This is a genomic window from Pseudomonas sp. TMB3-21 (assembly GCF_054898145.1).
This window is the reverse complement of record NZ_CM142718.1, coordinates 1,116,937-1,142,033: the sequence shown is the minus strand read 5'-3', so window position 1 is coordinate 1,142,033 and position 25,097 is coordinate 1,116,937. Positions and strand designations below refer to the sequence as shown.

The 25,097-nt window shown below is 58.1% G+C and carries 16 protein-coding genes; 6 read left to right on the top strand and 10 right to left on the bottom strand.

Features of this window, described 5'->3' with window-relative positions; all coding sequences use genetic code 11:
* Positions 1-2: 2 nt before the first annotated feature.
* Positions 3-848, top strand: coding sequence for a methyl-accepting chemotaxis protein (locus tag ACYZTS_RS05280; protein ID WP_442961300.1), 846 nt, complete (start codon positions 3-5; stop codon positions 846-848).
* Positions 849-977: 129 nt separating this feature from the next.
* Here ACYZTS_RS05280 and ACYZTS_RS05275 read toward each other — a convergent pair whose 3' ends face one another.
* Together ACYZTS_RS05275 and putA are read right to left on the bottom strand one after the other, a co-directional pair.
* Positions 978-2,780 (bottom strand): acyl-CoA dehydrogenase, encoded by a 1,803-nt coding sequence (locus tag ACYZTS_RS05275; RefSeq protein ID WP_028622149.1) that lies wholly within the window; start codon positions 2,778-2,780, stop codon positions 978-980.
* Between the two features lie 258 nt (positions 2,781-3,038).
* A complete protein-coding gene (putA, locus tag ACYZTS_RS05270) occupies positions 3,039-6,989 on the bottom strand; it encodes a trifunctional transcriptional regulator/proline dehydrogenase/L-glutamate gamma-semialdehyde dehydrogenase (protein ID WP_461994531.1) in 3,951 nt (1,316 codons plus the stop codon).
* Between the two features lie 459 nt (positions 6,990-7,448).
* Between putA and putP the strand changes: the two genes are divergently transcribed.
* The 4 genes from putP (at position 7,449) to ACYZTS_RS05250 (ending at position 12,159) form a co-directional block, all read left to right on the top strand.
* Complete coding sequence (gene putP, locus ACYZTS_RS05265) at positions 7,449-8,933, top strand: sodium/proline symporter PutP (protein ID WP_461994529.1); 1,485 nt, start codon at positions 7,449-7,451, stop codon at positions 8,931-8,933.
* A 361-nt stretch (positions 8,934-9,294) separates the two neighbouring features.
* Complete coding sequence (locus tag ACYZTS_RS05260; RefSeq protein ID WP_461994527.1) at positions 9,295-11,211, top strand: type VI secretion system Vgr family protein; 1,917 nt, start codon at positions 9,295-9,297, stop codon at positions 11,209-11,211.
* Positions 11,201-11,938: a DUF4123 domain-containing protein gene (locus tag ACYZTS_RS05255; protein ID WP_461994525.1), complete on the top strand. Its 738-nt coding sequence runs from the start codon at positions 11,201-11,203 to the stop codon at positions 11,936-11,938. Before ACYZTS_RS05260 ends, ACYZTS_RS05255 begins: the two co-directional genes overlap by 11 nt.
* Positions 11,938-12,159 carry a hypothetical protein gene (locus tag ACYZTS_RS05250; protein WP_461994523.1) on the top strand — a complete coding sequence of 74 codons (222 nt, stop codon included), beginning with the start codon at positions 11,938-11,940 and terminating at the stop codon, positions 12,157-12,159. Before ACYZTS_RS05255 ends, ACYZTS_RS05250 begins: the two co-directional genes overlap by 1 nt.
* Positions 12,160-12,215: 56 nt before the next feature.
* On the opposite strand, the gene ACYZTS_RS05245 is transcribed toward ACYZTS_RS05250, so the two are convergent.
* Genes ACYZTS_RS05245 through ACYZTS_RS05235 form a run of 3 tightly spaced genes read right to left on the bottom strand, consistent with a single transcriptional unit; the run spans position 12,216 to position 13,785 of the window.
* Positions 12,216-12,632, bottom strand: coding sequence for a hypothetical protein (locus ACYZTS_RS05245; RefSeq protein ID WP_461994521.1), 417 nt, complete (start codon positions 12,630-12,632; stop codon positions 12,216-12,218).
* Positions 12,629-13,201 (bottom strand): type VI secretion system amidase effector protein Tae4, encoded by a 573-nt coding sequence (locus tag ACYZTS_RS05240; RefSeq protein WP_461994519.1) that lies wholly within the window; start codon positions 13,199-13,201, stop codon positions 12,629-12,631. Before ACYZTS_RS05240 ends, ACYZTS_RS05245 begins: the two co-directional genes overlap by 4 nt.
* Complete coding sequence (locus ACYZTS_RS05235) at positions 13,201-13,785, bottom strand: PAAR domain-containing protein (RefSeq protein WP_461994517.1); 585 nt, start codon at positions 13,783-13,785, stop codon at positions 13,201-13,203. The genes ACYZTS_RS05240 and ACYZTS_RS05235 overlap by 1 nt, the downstream gene beginning before the upstream one ends.
* A 252-nt stretch (positions 13,786-14,037) precedes the next feature.
* On the opposite strand from ACYZTS_RS05235, the gene ACYZTS_RS05230 reads away from it, so the two are divergent.
* On the top strand, positions 14,038-14,874 hold the full coding sequence (locus ACYZTS_RS05230; RefSeq protein ID WP_461994516.1) for a 23S rRNA (adenine(2030)-N(6))-methyltransferase RlmJ: 837 nt from the start codon (positions 14,038-14,040) through the stop codon (positions 14,872-14,874).
* Between the two features lie 98 nt (positions 14,875-14,972).
* On the opposite strand, the gene msrA is transcribed toward ACYZTS_RS05230, so the two are convergent.
* From msrA to aceE, 5 genes are all read right to left on the bottom strand, one after another.
* Positions 14,973-15,620: a peptide-methionine (S)-S-oxide reductase MsrA gene (gene msrA / locus ACYZTS_RS05225; RefSeq protein WP_461994514.1), complete on the bottom strand. Its 648-nt coding sequence runs from the start codon at positions 15,618-15,620 to the stop codon at positions 14,973-14,975.
* 215 nt (positions 15,621-15,835) lie between these two features.
* Positions 15,836-18,532, bottom strand: coding sequence for a sensor domain-containing phosphodiesterase (locus ACYZTS_RS05220; protein ID WP_028624001.1), 2,697 nt, complete (start codon positions 18,530-18,532; stop codon positions 15,836-15,838).
* 193 nt (positions 18,533-18,725) lie between these two features.
* A complete protein-coding gene (locus ACYZTS_RS05215) occupies positions 18,726-20,120 on the bottom strand; it encodes an alkaline phosphatase D family protein (RefSeq protein ID WP_461994511.1) in 1,395 nt (464 codons plus the stop codon).
* Between the two features lie 265 nt (positions 20,121-20,385).
* A complete protein-coding gene (gene aceF / locus ACYZTS_RS05210; protein WP_461994510.1) occupies positions 20,386-22,347 on the bottom strand; it encodes a dihydrolipoyllysine-residue acetyltransferase in 1,962 nt (653 codons plus the stop codon).
* An 11-nt stretch (positions 22,348-22,358) separates the two neighbouring features.
* Complete coding sequence (gene aceE, locus ACYZTS_RS05205) at positions 22,359-25,004, bottom strand: pyruvate dehydrogenase (acetyl-transferring), homodimeric type (RefSeq protein WP_028623998.1); 2,646 nt, start codon at positions 25,002-25,004, stop codon at positions 22,359-22,361.
* Positions 25,005-25,097 lie beyond the last annotated feature (93 nt).

Genomic DNA, 25,097 nt, shown 5'->3' with positions numbered 1-25,097 from the left:
AAATGATCGGTGAAGTGCTGACCACCAGCGAGCGTCTGCGCACAGCAGTCAGCCAGGTAGCGAAGGTGGTCGATAACACCGCTGAGCGTTCCGGGCGTCAGCAGGAAATGACCGACATGGTCGCCACCGCCGTTCACGAAATGGGCCTGACCGTACAGGAAATCGCGCAGAACGCCGGCAATGCGGCATTCGCCTCACAAACCGCCCGCGACGAAGCAATGCAGGCACGCGAAGTGGTCAGCGGCTCGATTCGTCACATCGAAAGCATGTCCGATGAGATCGGTCTGGCCGCCAGCGCAGTGGGCGAGTTGGCGAACCAGGTGGCGTCCATCGATCAGGTCCTGGCGGTGATCCGCGGGATCTCCGAGCAGACCAACCTTCTGGCATTGAACGCCGCCATCGAAGCGGCACGCGCGGGGGATATGGGCCGCGGGTTCGCCGTGGTTGCCGACGAAGTGCGCACGCTGGCACGGCGCACGCAGTCTTCCACCGACGAGATTCAACAGATGATCGGCAGCCTTAAGCAAGGCGCGGAGAATGCGGTGTCGTCGATGCACACCGGACAAGCGGCGACCGGCACTGGCGTAGAGTCGAGCCAGCGCACCGGCGCGTCGTTGACGGCGATTACCGGGCAGGTTGAGCGGATCAGCGACATGAACCACCAAGTGGCGACTGCGACGGAAGAACAGTCAGCAGTGACGGAGGAGATCAACCGCAACGTGCAGGGGATTTCGGATTTGGCGCGAGCGACGGCGGGGGAAGTGAGAGCTTGCCGAGAGGATTGTCAGACGTTGCAGCGGTTGGCGGATGATTTGGCGCGGCAGATGGGCAGTTTCAAACTCAGCTGATGACGCCATCGCGAGCAGGCTCACTCCTACATTGGATCACTGGTGTTCACAAGTAATGTGTTCACCACAGAACTACTGTAGGAGTGAGCCTGCTCGCGATTGGCCTTCAGCAACACCAAAGATTCAGGATCAAAACCACTCATCCTGCATCCCGAGACACACATCGTCCCGGGCTTCGAGAATCGCCAGCTCATGATGACAACCCGGGACTTCCCACGTCAGGAAATACCGCGCCGCCTGCAGCTTGCCCTTGTAGAAATTCACATCCGCCGCATTGCCCTTCGCCAGCCCTTCCTCGGCGCGGATCGCTTGTTCCAGCCAGCGCCAGCCGATCACCGCGTGCCCAAATACTTTCAGGTACAGCGCCGAATTCGCCAGGCTGCTGTTGACCTTGCCTTGCCCTAAATCCGTCAGTAACCCGATGGTCACCGTCTGCAGGCGCGCGACCAGTTTCTCCAGCGGTTCACGCAAGGCCGTCAACGATTCGTAAGCTTGCGCACGTTCGGCCGTATCGGCAATCAAGCGGATCAGCTGCTTGAGCCCCGCACCGCCGTTCTGCGCCAGTTTGCGGCCCAGCAAGTCCAGCGACTGAATGCCGTGCGTGCCTTCGTGAATCGGGTTCAAGCGGTTATCGCGGTAATACTGCTCAACCGGGTATTCGCGGGTGTAGCCGTGGCCGCCGAGAATCTGGATCGCCAGCTCGTTAGCCTTGAGGCAAAACTCCGACGGCCAGGATTTGACGATCGGCGTGAGCAAATCCAGCAGCTCGTGAGCGTGTTTGCGTTCGGCTTCGGTGGCGAGGGTCGTTGTGTCGTCGAACAGTCGAGCCGCGTACAGCCCGAGGTCGAACGAGCCTTCGACATAGGCTTTCTGAGTCAGCAACATGCGCCTGACGTCGGCGTGCTGGATGATCGCCACCGGCGCGGTATTCGGATCCTTGCTGTCCGGCACTCGCCCCTGCGGACGTTCGCGCGCGTATTCCAGCGAATACAGGTAGCCGGCATAACCGAGCATCACCGCGCCCATGCCGACGCCAATGCGCGCTTCGTTCATCATCTGAAACATGTAGCTCAAGCCCTGATGCGGCTTGCCCACCAGGTAGCCGACGCACTGTCCGTTATCACCAAAATTCAGCGCAGTGGAGGTGGTGCCGCGCCAGCCCATCTTGTGGAAAAGCCCTGCCAGCAATACGTCGTTGCGCTCACCGAGGCTGCCGTCATCGTTGACCAGGAATTTCGGCACGATGAACAGCGAAATTCCTTTCACCCCGGCCGGTGCATCCGGCAGTTTGGCGAGGACCATGTGCACGATGTTCTCTGACAGCGGGTGATCACCGCCGGAGATGAATATTTTGTTGCCCTTGAGTCGATAACTGCCGTCGGACGCAGGCTCCGCACGTGTGCGAATATCCGACAACGACGAACCGGCATGCGGTTCGGTCAGTGCCATGGTGCCGAAAAAGCGGCCGTCGATCATCGGTTGCAGGAAGCGTTGCTTCTGCTCGTCGGTACCGAAGCTTTCGATCAGATTGGCCGCGCCCATGGTCAGGAACGGGTAGGAGGTCGAGGCTGCGTTGGCCGATTGGAAATGTGCGAAACAGGCTTGCGATAACAGCGTAGGAAGCTGCATGCCGCCGGCGTCAAAACTGCGCGCGGCGTTGAGGAAACCGGCTTCGAGGAAGGCGTCCACCGCCGGTTTCACTTCCGGAATCAGAATCGCCTCACCGTTTTCATAGCGCGGCTCGTTCTCGTCGTTCTTGCGATTGTGCGGGGCGAAGAACTTTTCGGCGATGCTGCGGGCGGTGCCGATCGCGGCATCGAACGTCTCGCGATTGTGCTCGGCGAAACGCTCACGCTGAGTCAGACCTTCGGCATCGAGGACTTCGTACAGCTCGAAAGCCAGATTGCGGGAACTGAGCAACGTCTCGGACATGGCGGCCTACCTTTTTTGGAATGGGCCGAGTCTAGGCGTGGGATGGGGGAGGTGAACAGGATGATTGATGAGCGTGATGGTAGTGCAGAGAGACGGCTCAACTCACGCCACAAAACAAATGTGGGAGCGAGCCTGCTCGCGATAGCGGTGCGTCATCCAACACATGTGTCGGATGACGCACCGCTACCGCGCGCTGGCTCGCTCCCACAGGGGATTTCGCATCCGGGCGCCTACTACGGCGCCCGGTCTTATTGCTGTTTAACCAATCGTCATCAAGCTGGCATTACCACCCGCAGCAGCGGTGTTAACGCTCAACGCCCGCTCGATCACCAGACGCTCCAGCGCAATGTTGGTTTCCCCCTGGGACAACCCGTGGACCCCGACAATGGCGCCAGCACGCTTGGCCACTTGCTGGCACGTTGCACGCAACTGGTCGGAGTGGCCGTGATGCAGAACTGCATCGAACACCACTTCGTCCTTGCTCCAGTCGGCGACCCGCTTGATCTTCGCCTGAACGTCCTTCGGCAAACGTGCGAAAACGGCCTTGGTCAGCTCCGTCTCCGGCCACACTGCCGAACCGCCGACGGCCAGGACCGCCGCCAGCTGGGTCAGCAAATCGCCTTCAACGTCGGCCAGGCACAGCACGTGTTCGCGCGGCAGGATGGCGTAGCTGTTGCGCTCGCCGGTCGGGCCCGCCAGCTGACGAGTGATCCCGCTTTGCGATTGTGCCGCGAACTGCACGCACAGGGCGCTCAGTTCAGCCAGCTTGTGGCTATCGGCCCACGCTTTTAATGCGGTCAGCGGTTTGCTCATGGCATCGCGCAGACGAACGTCCGGTGCTGCGATAGCGTCACCGCGAGCGAAGGATTGTTCGATCGCATCGGTAGGACGCGTCGACAGCAGACGGTACAGGTACAAAGGACCACCGGCTTTCGGACCGGTGCCCGACAAACCTTCGCCGCCAAACGGTTGCACACCAACCACAGCACCGACGATGTTGCGGTTCACATAGACGTTACCGGCATTGACGTTGTCGATCACCTTGGCGATGGTCTCGTCAATGCGAGTGTGCACGCCCAGGGTCAAACCGTAACCCGATGCATTGATCTGACCGATCAACTGGTCGATGTCTTTGCGCTTGTAACGAACCACGTGCAGCACCGGCCCGAAGATTTCGCGCTGCAACTCATCAAAGCTTTCCAGCTCGATCAGTGTCGGCATCACGAAGGTGCCGCGTTTGACTTCGTCGGAATCGGCGATCGCCACCTGATACACGTTGCGACCTTTGTCACGCATGGCCTGGATGTGCTTCTCGATGCCGGCCTTGGCTTCGGCGTCGATGACCGGGCCGATGTCCACGGACAGCCGCTCAGGGTTGCCAAGACGGCATTCAGCCATGGCACCTTTGAGCATTTCGATGACGCGGTCTGCCGAATCTTCCTGCAGGCACAGCACGCGCAGTGCAGAGCAACGCTGCCCGGCGCTGTCGAAAGCCGACGACACAACGTCGATCACGACTTGTTCAGTCAGTGCCGAGGAATCTACGATCATTGCATTCTGGCCACCGGTTTCGGCGATCAGCGGGATCGGACGACCCTGCGCATCCAGACGACCGGCGACGTTGCGTTGCAGCAGACGAGCAACTTCGGTGGAGCCGGTGAACATCACGCCCTTCACTCGATCGTCGCCGACCAGACGCGCGCCAACGGTTTCGCCACGGCCCGGCAGCAATTGCAGCACGCCTTCCGGAATGCCCGCTTCAAGCAGCAAGCGCACGGCTTGCGCCGCTATCAGCGGAGTTTGTTCTGCAGGTTTGGCCAATACCGGGTTACCGGCAGCCAATGCCGCAGCCACTTGGCCGCTGAAGATTGCCAGTGGGAAGTTCCAAGGGCTGATGCACACCACCGGACCCAATGGGCGGTGGGCGTCGTTGGTGAAGTCGTTACGAGCCTGCACCGCGTAATAACGCAGGAAATCCACAGCTTCACGCACTTCGGCGATGGCGTTGGCGAAGGTCTTGCCGGCTTCGCGAGCCAACAGGCCCATCAGCGGCTGAATTTCGCCTTCCATCAAGTCAGCAGCACGTTCGAGGATCGCCGCACGTTCCGCGGGCGGTGTAGCCTGCCAGATCGGCGCAGCGTTCAGGGCGCACTGGATCGCGCTGTCGACGTCCTCGACGGTCGCTTCCTGGACATGACCCACCACATCACGCAGATCGGACGGGTTCAACACGGCTGCAGGTGTTTCGGTGCTGGAAGCGCAACCGAGCATCGGCGCCGCTTTCCAGTCGTTATGAGCGGTTGCCAGCAAAGCACAGGACAGCGAGGCCAGACGATGTTCGTTGGCCATGTCGATGCCGCTGGAGTTGGCGCGCTCGGCGCCATAAAGATCACGCGGCAGCGGGATACGCGGGTGCGGCAGGCCGAAGCCGCCTTCCAGCGTCGCCATCTGCTCGATGCTGGCCACTGGATCGGCCACCAATTCCTGAATGGAAATAGACTGGTCGGCAATGCGGTTGACGAACGAGGTGTTCGCGCCGTTTTCCAGCAGGCGACGCACCAGGTACGCCAACAGGGTTTCGTGAGTGCCGACCGGTGCGTACACGCGGCACGGACGATTCAGCTTGCCTTCGGAAACTTTGCCTACAACCTGTTCGTACAACGGTTCGCCCATGCCGTGCAGGCACTGGAACTCGTACTGACCCGGGTAATAGTTCTGACCGGCGATGTGGTAAATGGCCGACAGGGTGTGGGCGTTGTGCGTGGCAAATTGCGGGTAGATGACTTCCGGCACCGAGAGCAATTTACGCGCGCAGGCGATGTAGGAAACGTCGGTGTACACCTTGCGGGTATAGACCGGATAGCCTTCCAGACCTTCAACCTGTGCGCGCTTGATTTCGCTGTCCCAGTACGCGCCTTTGACCAGGCGGATCATTAGGCGATGACGGCTGCGGCGAGCCAGGTCGATGACGTAGTCGATCACATACGGGCAACGCTTCTGATACGCCTGGATAACGAAACCGATACCGTTCCAGCCGGTCAGTTGCGGCTCGAAGCAAAGGCGCTCAAGCAGATCCAGCGACAGCTCGAGGCGATCGGCCTCTTCAGCGTCGATGTTCAGGCCAATGTCATATTGCTTGGCCAGCAAGGTCAGCGACAGCAGGCGCGGGTACAACTCTTCCATCACGCGTTCGTACTGCGCACGGCTGTAACGCGGGTGCAGTGCCGACAGCTTGATGGAAATGCCCGGGCCTTCATAAATCCCACGGCCGTGGGACGCTTTACCAATCGAGTGAATGGCTTGTTCGTACGAAGCGAGGTACTTCTGCGCATCGTGCTCGGTGAGTGCCGCCTCACCCAGCATGTCGTAGGAATAGCGGAAACCCTTGCTTTCGAACTTGCTGGCGTTGGCCAGGGCTTCGGCGATGGTTTCGCCGGTGACGAACTGCTCACCCATCAGGCGCATGGCCATGTCGACGCCCTTGCGGATCATCGGCTCGCCACTCTTGCCGATGATGCGGCTCAACGACGAAGTCAGGCCGGCTTCATTGTGGGTAGAAACCAGTTTGCCGGTCAGCAGCAGACCCCAGGTCGCGGCGTTGACGAACAGCGATGGGCTGTTGCCCAGGTGCGGATGCCAGTTGCCGGTGCTGATCTTGTCGCGGATCAGCGCGTCACGGGTGCCCTTGTCCGGAATACGCAGCAGCGCTTCAGCCAGGCACATCAGCGCCACGCCTTCCTGGGACGACAGGGAAAATTCCTGCAACAGGCCCTGAACAATTCCGGCACGGCCGCCGGCGCTTTTCTGGTTGCGCAGTTTTTCGGCAATCGAAGCAGCCAGCTTGTTAGTGGCTTCAGCCATGGCGGCTGGCAGCCGCGCCTGCTCGATCAGCATCGGCACCACTTCCGGCTCGGGGCGACGGTAAGCGGCAGTGATCGAAGCGCGTAGTACCGATTGCGGCAGGATGCTTTCGGCGAATTCGAGGAAGCACTGGTGGGCGTGATCCAGCGGCGCATCGACGTGATCGTCGGCATCCTTGGTCAAACCGTTCAGCTCGGTCAGGGTTGCACCACCCTCGAGTTTTTCCAGGTAATTGAAAATCGCCTGTTTGATCAGCCAGTGCGGCGTGCGATCAATCGAGGTCGCGGCGGCCTTCAGGCGCTCGCGGGTCGGGTCATCAAGTTTGACCCCAAGGGTGGTGGTAGCCATATTTTTATCCTCATGTTTACCACGACTGCGTGGCATCAGCTGGCGGCAAGATTAGCTGCGCCCACTTCGAGGTGCAACCGGGTGCAACCCTTTTTTGTCGGATTTATCTGCAACTCGTCAGGAAATAAATTCCGGAACGAATGTGCCGCTCCTGCTTGGTGCTTTTGCTTATAGCAAAGTGCATGAACTGCGCTAAAAGGGAGCAAAAAAGCGCGTTTGTCCGATATTTACCATTAGGTGCAACTTATTCACGAGAAACTGGTTGCACCTTATTTGCTTTGTTGAATAGGATTCGCGGCCAAGGTGCAACCGACACAAGTCAGGTGCACCGGCTGATGGCTTTCCTGGGGAAACATCAGTCATAAATGCGTGGGTCTATAATCGTCTGTCAAACGTCGTCGTTTGCGAGCGGTTTACAAAAACCGCCGCTACATAAAAACAAAGCCAGGGCGTAACTCAATGAGCGTTAGCAATCCAACCTTGATCACCTTCGTGATCTACATCGCAGCAATGGTGCTGATCGGCTTGATGGCCTATCGCTCCACCAACAACCTTTCTGATTATATTCTGGGCGGTCGCAGCCTGGGCAGCGTCGTGACTGCATTGTCCGCCGGCGCCTCCGACATGAGCGGCTGGTTGTTGATGGGCCTGCCGGGCGCCATCTACATGTCCGGCTTGTCCGAAAGCTGGATCGCCATCGGCCTGATCGTCGGTGCTTACCTGAACTGGCTGTTCGTCGCCGGCCGTCTGCGCGTGCAGACCGAGCACAACGGCGATGCATTGACCCTGCCGGACTACTTTGCCAGCCGATTCGAAGATAAAAGCGGTCTGCTGCGGATTATCTCCGCAGTCGTGATCCTGGTGTTCTTCACTATCTATTGCGCATCCGGCATCGTTGCAGGCGCCCGTCTGTTCGAAAGCACCTTCGGCATGTCCTACGAGACTGCGCTGTGGGCCGGTGCTGCGGCGACGATTGCTTACACCTTCATCGGCGGTTTCCTGGCCGTGAGCTGGACCGACACCGTACAAGCTACCCTGATGATTTTCGCGCTGATTCTGACGCCGATCATCGTTTTGCTGGCCACCGGCGGCGTCGACACCACCTTCCTGGCGATCGAAGCACAGGATCCAAGCAACTTCGACATGCTCAAGGGCACAACCTTCATCGGCATCATTTCGCTGATGGGCTGGGGTCTGGGCTACTTCGGCCAACCGCATATTCTCGCGCGCTTCATGGCCGCTGATTCGGTGAAGTCGATTGCCAAGGCACGTCGCATCTCCATGGCCTGGATGATCCTGTGCCTGGTCGGCACCGTGGCGGTAGGTTTCTTCGGTATCGCTTACTTCTCGGCGCATCCGGAAGTTGCAGGTCCGGTGACTGAAAACCCTGAGCGCGTGTTCATCGAACTGGCCAAGCTGCTGTTCAACCCATGGGTTGCCGGTGTCTTGCTGTCGGCCATTCTGGCTGCCGTCATGAGCACCCTGAGCTGCCAGTTGCTGGTGTGTTCGAGCGCCCTGACTGAAGACTTCTACAAAGCCTTCATCCGCAAAACCGCCTCCCAGGTTGAATTGGTCTGGGTCGGCCGTTTGATGGTGTTGCTGGTTGCCTTGATCGCCATCGCGATGGCCGCTAACCCGGAAAACCGCGTACTGGGTCTGGTGAGCTACGCCTGGGCTGGTTTCGGTGCTGCATTCGGCCCGGTTGTGCTGATCTCGGTGATCTGGAAAGACATGACCCGCAACGGCGCATTGGCCGGCATCCTGGTCGGCGCGATCACCGTGATCGTGTGGAAACACTTCGAGCTGCTCGGTCTGTACGAAATTATCCCGGGCTTCATCTTCGCCAGCCTGGCGATCTATTTCGTCAGCAAAATGGGCGCGCCGACTCAAGGCATGCTTCAGCGTTTCGAAGCTGCCGAGGCTGATTTCCGCCTGAACAAGTGATTGCGATGAGCTGATGCTCTGACCTTTCGCCGAACATGAAACGGCCCGCTTCCTTTGGAGGCGGGCCGTTTTTTTGCCTACCCAAATCTGGAATGTCTATTTGTACCCTGTAGGAGTGAGCCTGCTCGCGATAGCACCGGGTCAGTCGACATGAATGTTGAATGATTAACCGCTCTCGCGAGCAGGCTCACGCCTACAGGAGGGGTGGTAGTTTTGAAGGAGATGTCTGTAGCCGGATACGCCAAGTCTTGCAGGATAAATCTCTAAAAAAGCAGGGCAAATCTGATTTCCCTGTCCCTCCCTCGGCAGTCCTTGTCGCTCATGCAGAATCGCCGGTCTCCCTCCAGCAGAGACACATCGGATGTCCACTTCTGCCAACCATGCGCGTTTCACGTTAACGATCGACGGCGACCGGAATGAGCTCAAGGTGCTTGAGTTCACGGGTGAGGAAGCCATCAGCCAACCTTTTCGATTTGACCTGGAACTGGTCAGCGAGCGGCCCGACATCGATCTCGAAAGCCTTCTCCATCGTCAGGCATTTCTGAGCTTTGGTCCGCAGAACTCCGGTATTCACGGTCAGATTTACCGTGTAGGACAAGCCGACTCCGGGAAACGTCTGACGCGCTATCAGGTCAGTCTCGTGCCGCATTTGGCCTACCTCGGTCACCGAATCAACCAGCGGATTTTCCAGCACAAAAGTGTGCCGACGATCATCGAGCTTCTTCTCAAAGAGCACGGTATCCAGCGCGATGCGTTCGGGTTTCAGCTGGGCAGTGAATACGCAGAGCGCGAGTACTGCGTGCAGTACGCCGAAAGTGATCTGACGTTTATCCACCGTCTATGTGCCGAGCTCGGCATTCACTATCACTTTCAGCACAGCCCGGCTGGTCACTTGCTGGTTTTTGGCGATGATCAGACGGTTTTCCCCCGGTTGCCCGAGCTTGTTCCGTATCTGCCCGGCAGCGGCATGGCTGCCGAGGCGCCTGTAATCAGACGCTTCAACGTAAACCTGGAAACCCGATCAACGGCGGTGACCTTGCGTGATTACGACTTCAATAAACCCCATCTGCTACTCGAAAGTTCTACTGACAACCTCCAGTTACCGGCACTCGAGAACTATCAGTTTCCCGGGCAGTTCACCGAGCGCGAACACGGCAAAAAGTTGGCTGTGCGCGCGTTGGAATGTCACACCGCAGATGCCCGCCAAGCGCAAGGCGACAGCGATCAGGCGTTCATGCTTAGCGGACATTTCCTGCAGCTGGCTGATCACCCGCGCACGGATTGGAATGATCTGTGGCTGATCACTCGCATCAAACACGAGGGCCGACAGCCACAAGTTCTTGAGGAAATGAGCGGTAGCGGTGCTGAGGGGGACTTCCAAGGCTATCGCAATACTTTTCTGGCCACACCGTGGGACGTTTCGTTTCGCCCGACGCTTGTCCAGAAACCCCACGTGGCGGGCTACCAACCCGCAGTGGTCACCGGCCCGACGGAGAGCGAAATCCATTGCGATGAATATGGCCGGGTCAAGGTTCAACTGCGATGGGACCGCGACGGCCAATTCAACGAGCACTCCAGTTGCTGGCTCCGGGTGGCCACCGGTTGGGCGCATGACCGTTACGGCAGCGTGATGATTCCGCGAGTCGGCATGGAAGTGCTGGTGGGTTTTGTAAACGGTGACGCTGACAAACCACTGATTGTGGGGTGCCTGCCTAACGCCGCTACACCGGCGCCCCTCGACCTGCCAGCCGACAAAACCCGCAGCATTTTCCGCAGCCAGAGTAGTCCCGGAGGCGGCGGTTACAACGAATTGCGCATCGAGGACCGCAAAGGCGCCGAGGAAATTTACCTGCGCGCACAGCGAAACTGGACGCAGCATGTGCTGGAGGATTCGTTCATTGAAGTCGGAAACCAGCGCAGCGCCGACATCGGTGGCGGCGATAACTTGCGCGTTCACGGCGATCGGCACATCAGCGTCAGCAGCCAGGTGCTAAAGGCCAGCGGCCAATATCAGGTCTGCGCCGCACAGCAGATTGTGATCGACGCTGGCGTTAACGCCTCGATTCAGGCGGGCGGGCACTGGATCAACATCGGCCCCGCCGGGATCTTCAGCAGCGTGCCCATACAACTCGGCGGAGCACCTATGCCGGCCATGGGGGTTCCAGACACTTCCAGACAACTATCAGCTTTGAGTGCCGCTCAGATCCTGAGCCTCACAAGCGATGCGCCGTTCTGCGAAGAATGTGAGCGCTGCAAGGCAGGTGTCTGTGCAGCCTGATCGCTTGTCACCTTATGCCTGGCTGGAGCGACAGCCGATTCAAGCTTCCGAGCAATTGTTCGCGGTGTTTGGAAGCGCCAGTGCTGCGCAAGTATTCAAAGCCTGGCAGCGCTCAAATCCCCTGCAAACGCCACGTTCGATCTGGGCTGAAACCGCGTATGCCGAGTGGGAAGCGGTGATGCCTTATGTAGGAATCGTCGCCGCTGAAAGTGAGTTTCTGCAGTGGGTTGCCACCACCGAATCGCTGGACTGGGGTTGGCTGGCGGTTTCCTCCGCTCCGCTGGAGGCGGTGGTCGAGCATCTGCGTAGCCTGACGCAAGTGTTGCTGCCGAATGGCAACGAGGTTTTTTTCCGCTTTTGGGACGGACGTTATCTGTTGCCGATTCTTCAGGCTCGCGAAGTCGACGGCGCTCAACTGCTGCCCGTGATCGGGCGCTGCCTGATCAACGGCCAGTCGCTGGAGGTGGGCGGCGCGGCACAGACGACTGCCCGGGTTTTTCCATGGTGGGAAGTTCCAGCGACGCTGCTCAAGCAGCTTGCGGAGCAGTCCAGCGCAGCGCTGGTCTCCAACTTGATCCAGTGGCTGAGCGAAGACCGGCCTGATCTTTACGAGGCGTTTTCGCAAGTTGTTCTGACGCACAAGATTGCGAACTTTCTGGAAACACCCGAACTGCCGCCGGTGCCGAAAGCCGAGTTGGTGGAATACCTGATGCTGGAGCTTGACTGATGGGTCAGATCGTCCGGATTGAGCAGGAGCTCGACGGTTTCACCGACACGCTGAGTGTGTATCGCCAGCAACTGAAAGGAGTTGTAAGCCAGAGCGCCGACAGGGTCAGCCGTTTTGCGGACATGCCTTCGTTGATGGGCATGGAGCGAGTCACTCGGTTTGGCGGTACCCCACTGTGTGAGCAGTGGCGATGGCGAATTTTTCTCTATCGTCGTGAATAAGGAGTGATCCTTCCATTTTGATTGCTGGAAGGATCGTCCTTACTTTATTGGATGATCTACTTTGGCAGGTATTGATCCTGGGACTGAATGAACGCCTCGAACTCCTTGGAGTTGTAAACCTCGAGGCAACTATAAAAAACCATTTTTTTATCAGAGTGCTTGCTGACGGATGAGGTCTTTGCATAGGCATTACGCATGTACTTCTCGGTTTCTGCGTAAGGGTCGTGTGTGACCTCGAAAGTGTTCTCGTTTTGAATGATTAAATGCTGACCTTTGCCCATCGAGGAATAGCTGCCAATCGCAAGCCCGATATCTGATTTTATTTCTGACTCGTCCTTGAATTGGCCGACTACACAGTTGGCCAGCCCATAGTTTTTAAGCGTTTCTCGCGCCTGATCGATATTAATTTCAGTAGATATAGCTCGCTCTGAAACGAGTAGCAGTGCCAGCACAATTAACCGCGAGTGTGTCATCCCTTCAACTCCCAAAAATTTATTCTTTCCAGCTTTACCCTTGGATTGTCATAGGTGTGGCTGTCTTGTCTGTGGTAGTCACTGTCGTCACCTGTCACGCTTCCGTTCCAAAGGGTTGCGTGGCCTGACGCGTCGCTCCATCCAGTGATTTCCATGACAATGACGCCTTTTCTTCCTTGTATGAAATTTGAATTGGTTTGCGTCAGCGTCTGGTCGGGCTCGCCCCAGTTATGTCTGAGAAAAGCGAGGAAATCGACCACTTTCATAATGTAGGGCAGCTGGTCCGCCCCACTTAGTCGATAGATGGACTGGTTTTGTATGATCGTGCCTTTAGGGATTTTGTACCCGCCGTAATTGAACGCTCTGCTTATCCTCAATGCGCAGGCATTCGCATATGCATCAGGCTTCTCCGCTCTTGCCGCTTCGACTCCGCCTCCGACAAGTCCGTAAACCTCGACTGAGCCCTTATGACCTACTTCTGCATATGCGCTCCATAAAGTGCTGAAGCGAGGCCTTTTAACCGAGATGCGGGAAGACGCCCCGCCAGCGTTGATGACAACCTGAGCCATTATGCTTCCCCTTCCATGTCAATGAATTCGCTTCCGAATGCGTTTGGAATAATGGCTACGCCTTTGGCCCCGACTACCCCGGTCAGCGCTTTCTCGGTCGGGCCGCTTACGTTGACGGTAACCGTCTCACCGAGCAAATAGCCCGAAGTTTTCACATGAATATTCAGGTCGGTGTAAAAACGGGAAACTGACTCAACGGAAATCTGCTCATCGCCATAGGACAGGGAAATACTGGTGATGGACTTTGGGCGATTGAGCAGGGCAGTGATGCCTGAAAAATCTGCTTTGTTATGTTCCGCTCCGCCATATACAGATGACTGTGCAAACATCAACTTGTTGGAATGTGGAGGGCAGCCGCAGGCCACGTAGTCACCTTCCAGGGCAACCAGCCCGGCTGGTAACGTGATGGTTCTGGGCCCGACCGCTACGATAGGGCCCTTTCCTTGACTGCAGGCTGGGCAACTTGCCAAGTGTCCAATGGATGAGGTGCTGACAGCGCAATCGATGTTGATGCCAAGGTTCCCTTCCAGTACGGAGCCGCCAGTTGAGGTGGGCGCGCCGATGCCAATCATTTTCCTTCCCATGTAAATCTCCATTTTACGGGCGTCAGGTCGGTCCGATCTTCGCACTCATGTGTAAGCTCCACGATGGCAGCTCTTCGGCAAAGTGGGACTTGATGTTGCTCGTCAAATAACCGAGATCAAAAAATCACAGACTGCGGCGGCTCCGACGCGGTAGGCGTGATTGCGATCGCTAGACCGTATGGCCGCTCAGCCCCCACCCCCTGACGTCCGTCGCCGTACAAGGTAAACTCCTCGGCCCTCGCAGGAGCAATCATGAATTATCGTCACGCCTTCCATGCCGGCAATCACGCCGATGTGTTCAAACACCTGACTTTGACCCGCCTCATCGCCTTGATGTCGCGCAAGGAGCAGCCGTTTGCCTATCTCGACACGCACGCCGGTATTGGTCTGTATGACCTGCAGGGTGATCAGGCGAGTCGTACCGGTGAGTATCTGGAAGGCATTGCGCGTTTGTGGGATCAGCCGGATCTGCCGGCGTTGACCGCTGATTACATGAAGGTTCTGCATGACATGAACCCGGACGGGCAGCTGCGTTATTACCCGGGCTCGCCCGAGTTGGCGCGGCGTCTGACGCGCCCGCAGGATCGGGTGATGCTCAACGAGAAGCACCCGCAAGACGGGTTGTTGCTCAAGGACAACATGGCCGGTGACCGTCGTGTGAAGGTGCATCTGGGTGAGGGCTGGCATGTGCCGCGCGCGATGTTGCCGGTGCAGGAAAAGCGTGCGGTGATGCTGATTGATCCGCCGTTCGAACAGCTCGATGAAATGCAACGCTGTGCCGCGTCGCTGAAAGAAGCGATCGGGCGGATGCGTCAAACCGTGGCAGCGATCTGGTACCCGGTAAAGGACCAGCGCATGTTGCGCCGTTTTTATCAGGATCTGGCCGGCACGGGCGCGCCAAAGTGTTTGCGTGTGGAATTGCTGGTGCATCCGCTGGACACGCCGAACAGCTTGAACGGCTCGGGATTGGCAATTGCGAATCCGCCGTGGGGGCTGGAAGAGGAATTGCGTGAGTTGCTGCCGTGGTTGTCCCAAAAGCTGGGGCAGACCCAGGGTGGCTGGCAGATGGACTGGTTGATTGCCGAGTAGCAGCGGCAAGTTGCAAGCGGCAAGCTACAAGTAAAAGCGAAGTGCGCAGGGCATTTCGCTTGAAGCTTGAAGCTTAAGGCTTGCCGCTTGTAGCTATTTTAAATCGGGCAAGTCACGCCTGTGCCGCCAATCCCGCAATACCCTTCCGGATTTTTCGCCAGGTACTGCTGGTGATACGCCTCTGCGAAATAGACCGTCGGTGCTTCATCGATTTCTGTGGTGATTTCGCCTTTGCCAGCCTTGCTCAACTCAGCCTGAAACACTTGCGCGCTGCGTCTGGCCGCTTCCAGTTGCGTCGGATTGGTCGCGTAAATAACCGAGCGGTACTGAGTGCCGATGTCATTGCCCTGGCGCATGCCCTGGGTCGGGTTGTGCAATTCCCAGAACATTTTCAGCAGCTCGTCGTAGCTGACTTTCGCCGGCTCGTAGACTACCAGCACCACTTCGCTGTGGCCGGTCAGGCCGGAGCAGACTTCTTCATACGTAGGGTTTGGCGTAAAGCCGCCAGCGTAACCCACGACCGTGCTGACCACGCCTTCGCGCTGCCAGAACTTGCGTTCCGCGCCCCAGAAGCAGCCGAGGCCGAAGATCGCGAAATCCACATCCGTAACGAATGGGCCCAGCAGCGGGGCGTCGTGGACGAAATGCTTTTCCGGCAAAGACATCGGGGTTTCGCGGCCAGGCAGAGCTTGTTCTTTAGTCGGGAGCACGTTTTTGTTCACCAGAATTTCCGAGCGCAAGACCATTTTCAGTCCTCTCAGTCAGGTTGAATGTTGGAAGTCAGACCGCCAGTGTGCCCAATGATGCCGGGTTAATCACTAGTCAAAATGTGAGGGTATTCAACCTTGTGGCAGCTAGCCTGCTAGCAATGACGGTGTGTCAGCAGCAAGACGCTTATTGGACTGGCGCAATCGCTAGCAGGCTAGCTCCCACATAGGAAATCACTTGCAGGCGAGGAGCGTTACAGGCAGAGCGGCCCACGCGGGTAGCGCTTCAGCTTTTCGACCAGCTCCGAACCCGGTATCGGGCGGTCGAACAGGTAGCCTTGGCCGACATCGCAGCGGTGACGGCGCAGGAAGGCCAACTGCTCGGCGGTCTCGATGCCTTCGGCCACGACCTTGAGTTTCAGGTTGTGGGCCATGGCGATCACGGCGGAGGTGATCTCCATATCGTCCTGGTTGTCCGGAATTTCGTGGATGAAGCTTCGATCAATCTTGATGATGTCGATCGGGAATTTTTTCAAGTAGCTGAGTGACGAGTAACCGGTGCCAAAGTCGTCCATGGCCAGCGTCAGCCCGAGGCGCTTGAGCTGATCGAGCTGCAAGTGCGTGTCTTCGGTGGCTTCGAGCAACAGCCCTTCAGTCAGCTCCAGCTCCAGCAGCCGGCCCGGTAGCGCCTCTTCCTTGAGAATGTTGGCAATCGAAGCGACCAGATCCGGGTCGGAAAACTGTTTCGGCGACAGGTTGATCGCTACCTGCAGATCGCCCAAGCCTGCCGCCGAAAGTTCTTTGCTCATCCGGCAGGCCTGACGCGCAATCCACTTGCCGATCGGAATGATCAACCCGGTTTCTTCGGCGACACTGATGAACTGGTCCGGGCGGATCATGCCTTTTTCCGGGTGATTCCAGCGCAGCAATGCCTCCATGCCCAGCAAACGGCCGCTGCGCAGGCACAGCTTGGGCTGATAGAACACGTCCAGCTCGTTTTGCGTCAGGGCGCGTCGCAGGTTGTTTTCGACGAAGAGTTTGTAACTGGCCTCGGCATTCAGCGCCTCGGTGAACAAATGAACCTGGTGTTTGCCATTGGCCTTGGCCTTGTGCAGAGCCAACCCGGCGTTGCGCATCAGGGTCTGCGGATCGCGCCCGTGCAGCGGCGCGCAGGCCAGGCCGACGGAACCGGTGACGCTGATCAGCTGGTTGTCGACAAACATCGGTTTATCGAGGGTCGCCAGCAATTGGTTGGCAATTTGCTGACCCGTCGAGAGGTCGGTGTTGTCCAGCAATACGGCAAATTCGTTACTGGCGAAACGTGCCAGGCTGCCACTTGGGCTCAGGCTGTTGCGCAGGCGCCGGGCGAGGCTGATCAGCAGTTTGTCGCCGGTCTGATGGCCCAGGCTGTCGTTGATGCGCTTGAAGTTGTCGATGTCTACCAGCAACAGGCAGATCGGTGTGTCGGAGTCGCGGGCGAAGCGTTCGTCGAGGTTGCGAATGAACGAGGGGCGATTGCCGAGGTTGGTCAGGTTGTCGGTGTAGGCCAGGCGCTCGATGCGTTGCTGGGCGAGTTTGGTCTGAGTGATATCTTCGTAAATGCCGATGTAATGCGTCAGTTCGTGGTTATCACCGTAAACCTTGGAAATCGACAACTGGCCCCAATACGGTTCGAGGTTTTTCCGCCGGCTTTTGAATTCACCCTGCCAGCTATTGCTTTTGGCCAACGCCGAGGGCGCGTCGAACAGCAGCTCGCTGAGATTCTCCAGAGCCGGCAATTCCGACAGTCGCTGGCCGTGGACTTCTTCGGTGGTGTACTGAGTGATGGCCGTGAAACTCGGGTTTACGTATTCGACCACGCCGTCGCAATTGACCAGCAAAAAGGCGTTGGCGCTTTGTTCCACAGCCCGCTGGAACAAGTGCAAAGCGCTGGTGGCAGTGCGCCGATTGTGATTGTTGATGACCTGCGCAAACTGGTCGGCGAGCTCACCCGCGAAGGCAATTTCGTCGGATTGCCAGGCACGGCTGGCACCGATTTGCTCCAGGCACAGCACGCCTACCACTTGCCCGTCGACGCGGATGCTCGCGTCGAGCATGGCGTTCACATCGCGCGGTCGCATACTTTCAGCCATGCCTCGGGTGCGCGGATCATGCATGGCATTGTGCGCATCGATCGCGCGGCTGCTCTGTAACGCTTCGAGATAATCGGGGAAGCCACTGATATCAATCGGCGCTGGCATCACGTAGCCGCCCGAGGCGCGATCGTAAGCCGAGATCGGCACCAGCATCGAGCCGTCGAGATTCCACAGGCTGGCGCAGTCAATTTCGTAAATGTCGCAGGCGCTGCGGGTGATCAGTTTGGCGGCTTCCTGCAGGGAGTTGCTGTTGCTGTAGCGCTGGCGGGTCAGCAGCAGGATCAGATCCTGTTGCGCGCGTACGCGGTCCAGATGCAGAAGCTGTTCCTGCTGGGCTCGCTGATTGAGCTCGAGGGCGATTTGCAGGCGTGAATTCTGAGTCTCGAGATCAAGCGCAGCCGTCAGTGGCTCGCCTTCGACTACTCCGTCGATGACCATCAAATAGCCGCGCAACAGGTGTCGATTGTGTTGGCGGTAACCTTCGCCGACTTCCAGCAGGCTCAATGCCCCGGCGGTCGTGTGCAGGGTGTAGCGGATCAGGTAGTGCGGACTTTGCGTCAGTTGCTGCTGGACGGCGTCATGCAGTTGATAGCGCGCCTCAGGCTCCATCAGGCTGGCGTAGGGCGAGCCGATCAGGGCACACAGCTCAACGGCCGGCAAGCCGAACTGGCGCTCGCAATTGGGATCGAGAAACAACAGCGCCCAGCTAGGTTCATTCAGCCGTTCGAAACGCAGCATGCCGAGCCGCGAGGGCACGGGCAATTGCGTCACTACCTCGGCCACCATACGGCTGGTGGCATCAGGTTGGCTTTTCATAGGGAGGGAAACTCGCTTCGATTTATGCTGATCTCGCCGGGCTCTCGCCCTCTTGTCTGTTGTCTGCGGCAAGGTTGCATCATTGCAATACCGACTGACAAGAGACATGAAGGCCAAGTGCTATAAGAATATGTCGGCAGGTAGAAGGATTTCTGCAGCAGACGGCTAAAACTAACGCTTTCAGCCGCAAAAATTATCGAAGCATTACTGATATCGACTGCAGTAATTTGCCGTCGCGATCATGGTAATTGATGTGAATGTGCTCGGCGTCAACGACCAGATGGGCAAAGTTATCCTGGCTGATGACTTGGCTGGTCAATTCATGTCGGTAATCGCCGGCCGCAGTTTTTGCCAATGGCTGGTCGAGAATGAACGTCGCTGCCTTGGCGTACGGCAGCATTTTGCTGTTGCACAGGGGGGACGACACGATGGTATGCACCTCAAAGTCCGGGTCTTCGCTGTGGGTCAGTCGACTGGTCAGCGAGCCATGCACATCGCCTGAGATGAAGAAGACGTTTTTGAGCCGGTGCGTACGAATGGTTTCCAGCAGTCGCAGGCGTTGCTCGGGGAAAGCCTTCCAGGCGTCGTCGCCGAGGCGTTTACGGTCGGGGTAGAACATGACGCTGGTGACCACCAGCTTCACCCGCGCAGAGCTGTTGATCAGCCATGTGCACAGGGCTTGCTCCTGATCCGCATCGAGGATACGACGGTCATCCGCTGATAAATTTCGTCGGGTGCGGCTGTCGGTGACAAACCATTCGATATCGCCGTCGGCGAACTGATACCAGTAGCGTTCCAGTTTCTCGCTGACCTTGCCATTGGCCAGAAGCACAGGCACCGGGCTGTGACTGGCCTGGTACAGTTCATAAGCAGCAATGGCGTTCTTGTACAGGAATTCATCATTGTCATTTTTATTGGCAGGCCAGTTATCTTCAATTTCATGATCATCCAGGATCATGTAGGTCGATACGCCCGACATTAACTTGCTTATATGTGGCTGAGAAAAAGCTGCCCGATACTTGCTCAATATTTCTTTGTATTCGCGGTCGGGGGCGATGATATTCAAATCGTCGACGTAAATTTGATCGCCGGTCATCAGCATGGCGCTGATGGCAGGTTCTGCACGTTGTGCCAAATTATTGATCGAAGCAAATATGCGGTCGCCCAAATGCGGCGCCGAAGGAATGCCCGCGGTCATCCGCAAGTAACGACAAGAGCCGATAATATAAGCCCGTGGAGCGCTGAGCTGGTTCGACAACGTGCGAAACCGGTAAAGGTCTTTGGGCCACTGCAGCGGCAACTCCTGAACCGAATCTACCGTGTGCGCCGGGTTCATGGGGCTGAACCAGCCTGCCTGATATTCATATTCAGTGTCGGCCGCCAGATCATTCAATACGATGACGTTAGCCATATCCCGCGATGAAGTCAGTGGCGCAAATGTACCTTTTGTCCACTGTTGTTCGCGAACTCGTCGATAACGGATGCCCGCAAATGTTATGGAGTTTTGTTCATGTTCGCCGCGCAAGAGAATGCGCGCGTGATGAGAAGTTGTGTGGCCGATAATAGGTCCGACGGTAGGTTTCAGCATGTTCGAGTCCATTCGAAGTTCATTATGATTTCAGGGGTTACTTGTCTTTGAGGCTTGACAAGCCTAAGTATTGAAGCCTGAAAAATATCGAGCCGAAATGGATGCGAGTTGTAGGTGAAGTCAGCTACAAAAGTAGGAAGTGGTTGTAAGATTAAAAAACCCAGGCAAAAAAAAGCCCCGCCAAGTTGACGGGGTTGAGGTACGAGCGTGGCGCTCGGAAAACGTGGATCACAACAGGCCCTCCGGTAAAGGAGGGCCGATGCGGTTACAGCAGAATGGTGCGGATGTCGGCCAGCAGATCGCTCAGGCGCTTGGTGAAGCGTGCAGCCGCAGCGCCGTTGATCACACGGTGATCGTAGGACAACGACAGTGGCAGCATCAGTTTCGGCTGGAAGGCTTTGCCATCCCAGACTGGCTGAATGGTTGCCTTGGAAACACCGAGGATCGCCACTTCCGGCGCGTTGACGATCGGCGTGAAGCCGGTGCCGCCAATGTGACCGAGGCTGGAAATGGTGAAGCAGGCGCCTTGCATGTCGTCAGCGGTGAGCTTCTTGTCGCGGGCCTTGGCAGCCAGCGCAGCGGCCTCGGCAGCCAGCTGCAGCAGGCTCTTCTGGTCGACGTTCTTGATGACCGGGACCAGCAGGCCTTCAGGCGTATCCACCGCGAAGCCGATGTTCACGTACTTCTTGCGGATGATTGCCTTGCCGCTTGGCGCCAGCGAACTGTTGAAGTCCGGCAGTTCCTTGAGCAGGTGCGCGCAGGATTTGAGTAGCAGCGGCAGGATGGTCAGCTTGACGCCGGCCTTCTCTGCAACGGTTTTCTGAGCGATGCGGAACGCTTCCAGGTCGGTGATATCAGCAGAATCGAACTGAGTCACGTGCGGAATGTTCAACCAGCTGCGGTGCAGGCTCGACGCGCCGATTTGCATCAGGCGAGTCATCGGCACTTCTTCGGTTTCACCGAAACGGCTGAAGTCCACTACCGGAATCGGCGGAATGCCCGCGCCACCGGTTGCACCGCCAGCAGCGGCCGGTGCTTCCTTGGCCTTCTGCATCATGGCTTTGACGTAAACCTGCACGTCTTCTTTCAGCACACGGCCGTGCGGGCCGCTGGAGCTGACCGCGCTCAGTTCGACGCCGAATTCGCGGGCCAGTTGGCGTACTGCCGGGCCTGCATGAACCTTGGCGCCCGGTTTGGCCGGGGTAGCAGCCGGTGCGGCCGGTGCTGCGGCGGCAGGAGCCGCTTCAGGCTTGGCAGCTGCAGGTGCCGAAGCCGGTGCGGCAGCAGCCGGAGCAGCAGCAGGCGCAGCGCCTTTGACTTTCAGCTTGAGGATCAGGTCGCCGGTACCGACTTCGTCGTCCAGCTTGATCGAAACGCTTTCGACGACGCCAGCGGCAGGCGACGGGATTTCCATGCTCGCCTTGTCGGATTCCAGGGTGATCAGCGACTGATCGGCGGTGACGGTGTCGCCAGCCTTGACCAGCACTTCGATGATCTTGGCCTTGCCCGACGAGCCGATGTCCGGCACGTGGATGTCCTGAACGGTGTCGGCAGCCGGCGCAGCCGGAGCAGCATCAGGCGCTGGAGCAGCGGCGGCGGCGGGTGCAGCAGCCTGAGCTGGCGCGGCAGCGGCCGGTGCCGCAGCACCTGCCACTTCCAGGTCCAGAATCAGGTCGCCGGTACCGACTTCGTCGTTGAGCTTGACGCTGATGGCTTTGACCACGCCAGCGGCAGGCGACGGGATTTCCATGCTTGCCTTGTCGGATTCCAGGGTGATCAGTGACTGATCAGCCTCGACGGTGTCGCCGACCTTGACCTGGATCTCGATGATCTGGGCTTTGCCCGACGAACCGATGTCCGGCACGTGCACTTGCTGAATCGAAGCAGCAGCAGGTGCAGCGGCTGGAGCAGCGGCAGCAGCAGGTGCGGCAGCCGGTTTCTCTTCAGCCTTGGCAGCCGGCGCAGCGGCAGCCGCAGGAGCCGCTTCAGCAGCGCCCTCGACTTCCAGCTCCAGCAACTCGTCGCCTTCTTTCAGACGATCGCCCAGTTTCACTTTCAGGCTTTTGACGATACCTGCTTTCGGCGCAGGCACTTCCATGCTCGCCTTGTCCGATTCCAGCGTCAGGATGCTTTGCTCGGCTTCGATACGGTCGCCGACCTTCACAAACAGTTCAATTACTTCACCTTCACCGCTGCCGATGTCAGGTACGCGAATGAGTTCGCTCACAGAGTGTCTCCTCAGCAGTCCAGTGGGTTGCGTTTTTCCGGGTCGATGCCGAACTTGGCGATGGCTTCTGCCACCACTTTAGGTTCGATGTCGCCACGGTCAGCCAATGCTTCCAGGGCTGCCAACACCACAAATTGACGATCGACTTCGAAGAAGTGACGCAGCTTCTTGCGGCTGTCACTGCGGCCGAAACCGTCGGTGCCCAAGACTTTGAATTCCTTGGACGGGACCCACTGGCGGATTTGCTCAGCGAACATCTTCATGTAGTCGGTAGACGCAATGACCGGACCTTTACGGCCGTTCAGGCACTGTTCGACGTAGCTCAGTTGCGGCTTCTGACCCGGGTGCAGACGGTTGCTGCGCTCGACGGCCAGGCCATCGCGACGCAGCTCGTTGAAGCTGGTAACGCTCCAGACGTCAGCGCCGATGTTGAACTCTTCACGCAGGATCTTCGCTGCTTCACGCACTTCACGCAGGATGGTGCCGGAGCCCATCAGCTGAACGTGGTGCGCCGCTTCGCGGGTGTCTTCCTCGAGCAGGTACATGCCTTTCTTGATGCCTTCTTCGGCACCGGCCGGCATGGCTGGCTGCTGGTACGACTCGTTCATCACGGTGATGTAGTAGAAAACGTCCTGTTGCTCTTCGGTCATTTTCTTCATGCCGTCCTGAATGATCACCGCCAGCTCGTAGCCGTAGGTTGGATCATAGGTGCGGCAGTTCGGGATGGTCGCGGCCAGGATGTGGCTGTGTCCGTCTTCGTGTTGCAGGCCTTCGCCGTTCAGCGTGGTCCGGCCGGCGGTGCCGCCGATCAGGAAGCCACGGGTACGGCTGTCGCCAGCGGCCCAGGCGAGGTCGCCGATACGCTGGAAGCCGAACATCGAGTAGAAGATGTAGAACGGCAGCATTGGCTGGTTGTGGCTGGAGTACGAAGTACCGGCAGCGATGAAGGAGCTCATGGCGCCCGCTTCGTTGATGCCTTCTTCGAGAATCTGGCCCTTCTTGTCTTCCTTGTAGAACATCACCTGGTCTTTATCGACTGGCTCGTAGAGCTGGCCGACGGAGGAGTAGATGCCCAACTGACGGAACATGCCTTCCATACCGAAGGTACGGGCTTCGTCCGGGATGATCGGAACGATGCGCGAGCCGATTTCCTTGTCCTTGACCAGTTGCGCGAGGATCCGCACGAAAGCCATGGTGGTGGAAATTTCACGGTCGCCCGAGCCGTCCAGGATAGCCTTGAGGGTATCGAGCGGCGGTGTCGGAATGTCGAAGCTCTTGGCGCGACGCTGTGGCACGAAACCGCCCAGTGCGGTGCGGCGCTCGCTCAGGTAACGGGCTTCGGCGCTGTTCGGCTCCGGCTTGAAGAACGGCAGGTTCTCGAGTTCGTCGTCGCGCACCGGAATGTCGAAACGGTCGCGGAACAGCTTCAGGCTGTCGACATCGACTTTCTTGGTGTTGTGTGCGGTGTTTTTCGCTTCGCCGGCACCGGTCCCATAACCCTTGATGGTCTTGGCCAGGATGACGGTTGGTTGTTCTTTGTGGTTGACCGCTTCGTGGTACGCCGCGTAGACCTTGTACGGGTCGTGGCCGCCACGGTTGAGTTTCCAGATTTCGTCGTCGGACAGGTCTGCAACCATCGCTTTGAGTTCAGGCGTGTTGAAGAAGTGTTCACGCACGAACGCGCCGTCTTTGGCTTTGTAGTTCTGGTACTCGCCGTCGATGACTTCGTCCATGCGACGTTGCAGGATACCGTCGACGTCTTTGGCCAGCAGTGGGTCCCAGAAACGGCCCCAGATCACTTTGGTCACGTTCCACTGAGCACCGCGGAACACGCCTTCGAGTTCCTGGATGATCTTGCCGTTGCCGCGAACCGGGCCGTCGAGGCGCTGCAGGTTGCAGTTGATGACGAAGATCAGGTTGTCGAGCTTCTCGCGGCCAGCCAGCGAGATTGCGCCCAGGGATTCCGGCTCGTCACACTCGCCGTCGCCCAGGAAGCACCAGACTTTCTGCTTGCCTTCAGGGATGAAACCACGCGCTTCCAGGTACTTCATGAAGCGTGCCTGGTAGATCGCCTGGATCGGGCCCAGACCCATGGATACGGTCGGGAACTGCCAGAAATCAGGCATCAGCCAAGGGTGCGGGTAGGACGACAGGCCCTGACCGTCGACTTCCTGGCGGAAGTTGTTCATCTGGTCTTCGGTGATGCGGCCTTCCATGAATGCGCGGGCGTAAACGCCTGGCGAGGTGTGGCCCTGGAAGTAGATCAGGTCGCCGCCGTGTTCATCGGTCGGGGCCTGGAAGAAATAGTTGAAGCCGATGTCGTACAAGGTTGCGCTGGAAGCGAAGCTGGAGATGTGACCGCCCAGGTCAGAATCCTTCAGGTTCGTGCGCATCACCATGGCCATCGCGTTCCAGCGTACCAGCGAGCGAATGCGGCGTTCCATGAACAGGTCGCCAGGCATGCGTGCTTCGTGGGTAACGGGAATGGTGTTGCGGTATGGCGTGGTGATGGCGTAAGGCAACTGCGAACCGCTGCGGGTCGCGAGTTCGCCCAAACGGGTCATCAGATAATGAGCGCGGTTTTCGCCTTCTTTGTCGAGAACCGATTCCAGGGCGTCCAGCCATTCCTGGGTTTCGACGGGATCGAGGTCTTGCATGGCTTGCTCCAGGGCGGAAAGGCTTCCAGAATCGGTTGCCTGAGTTTGCGACTGGCCTTGTGGGCAGACGATATAAATTCTTGGATTGCCGAG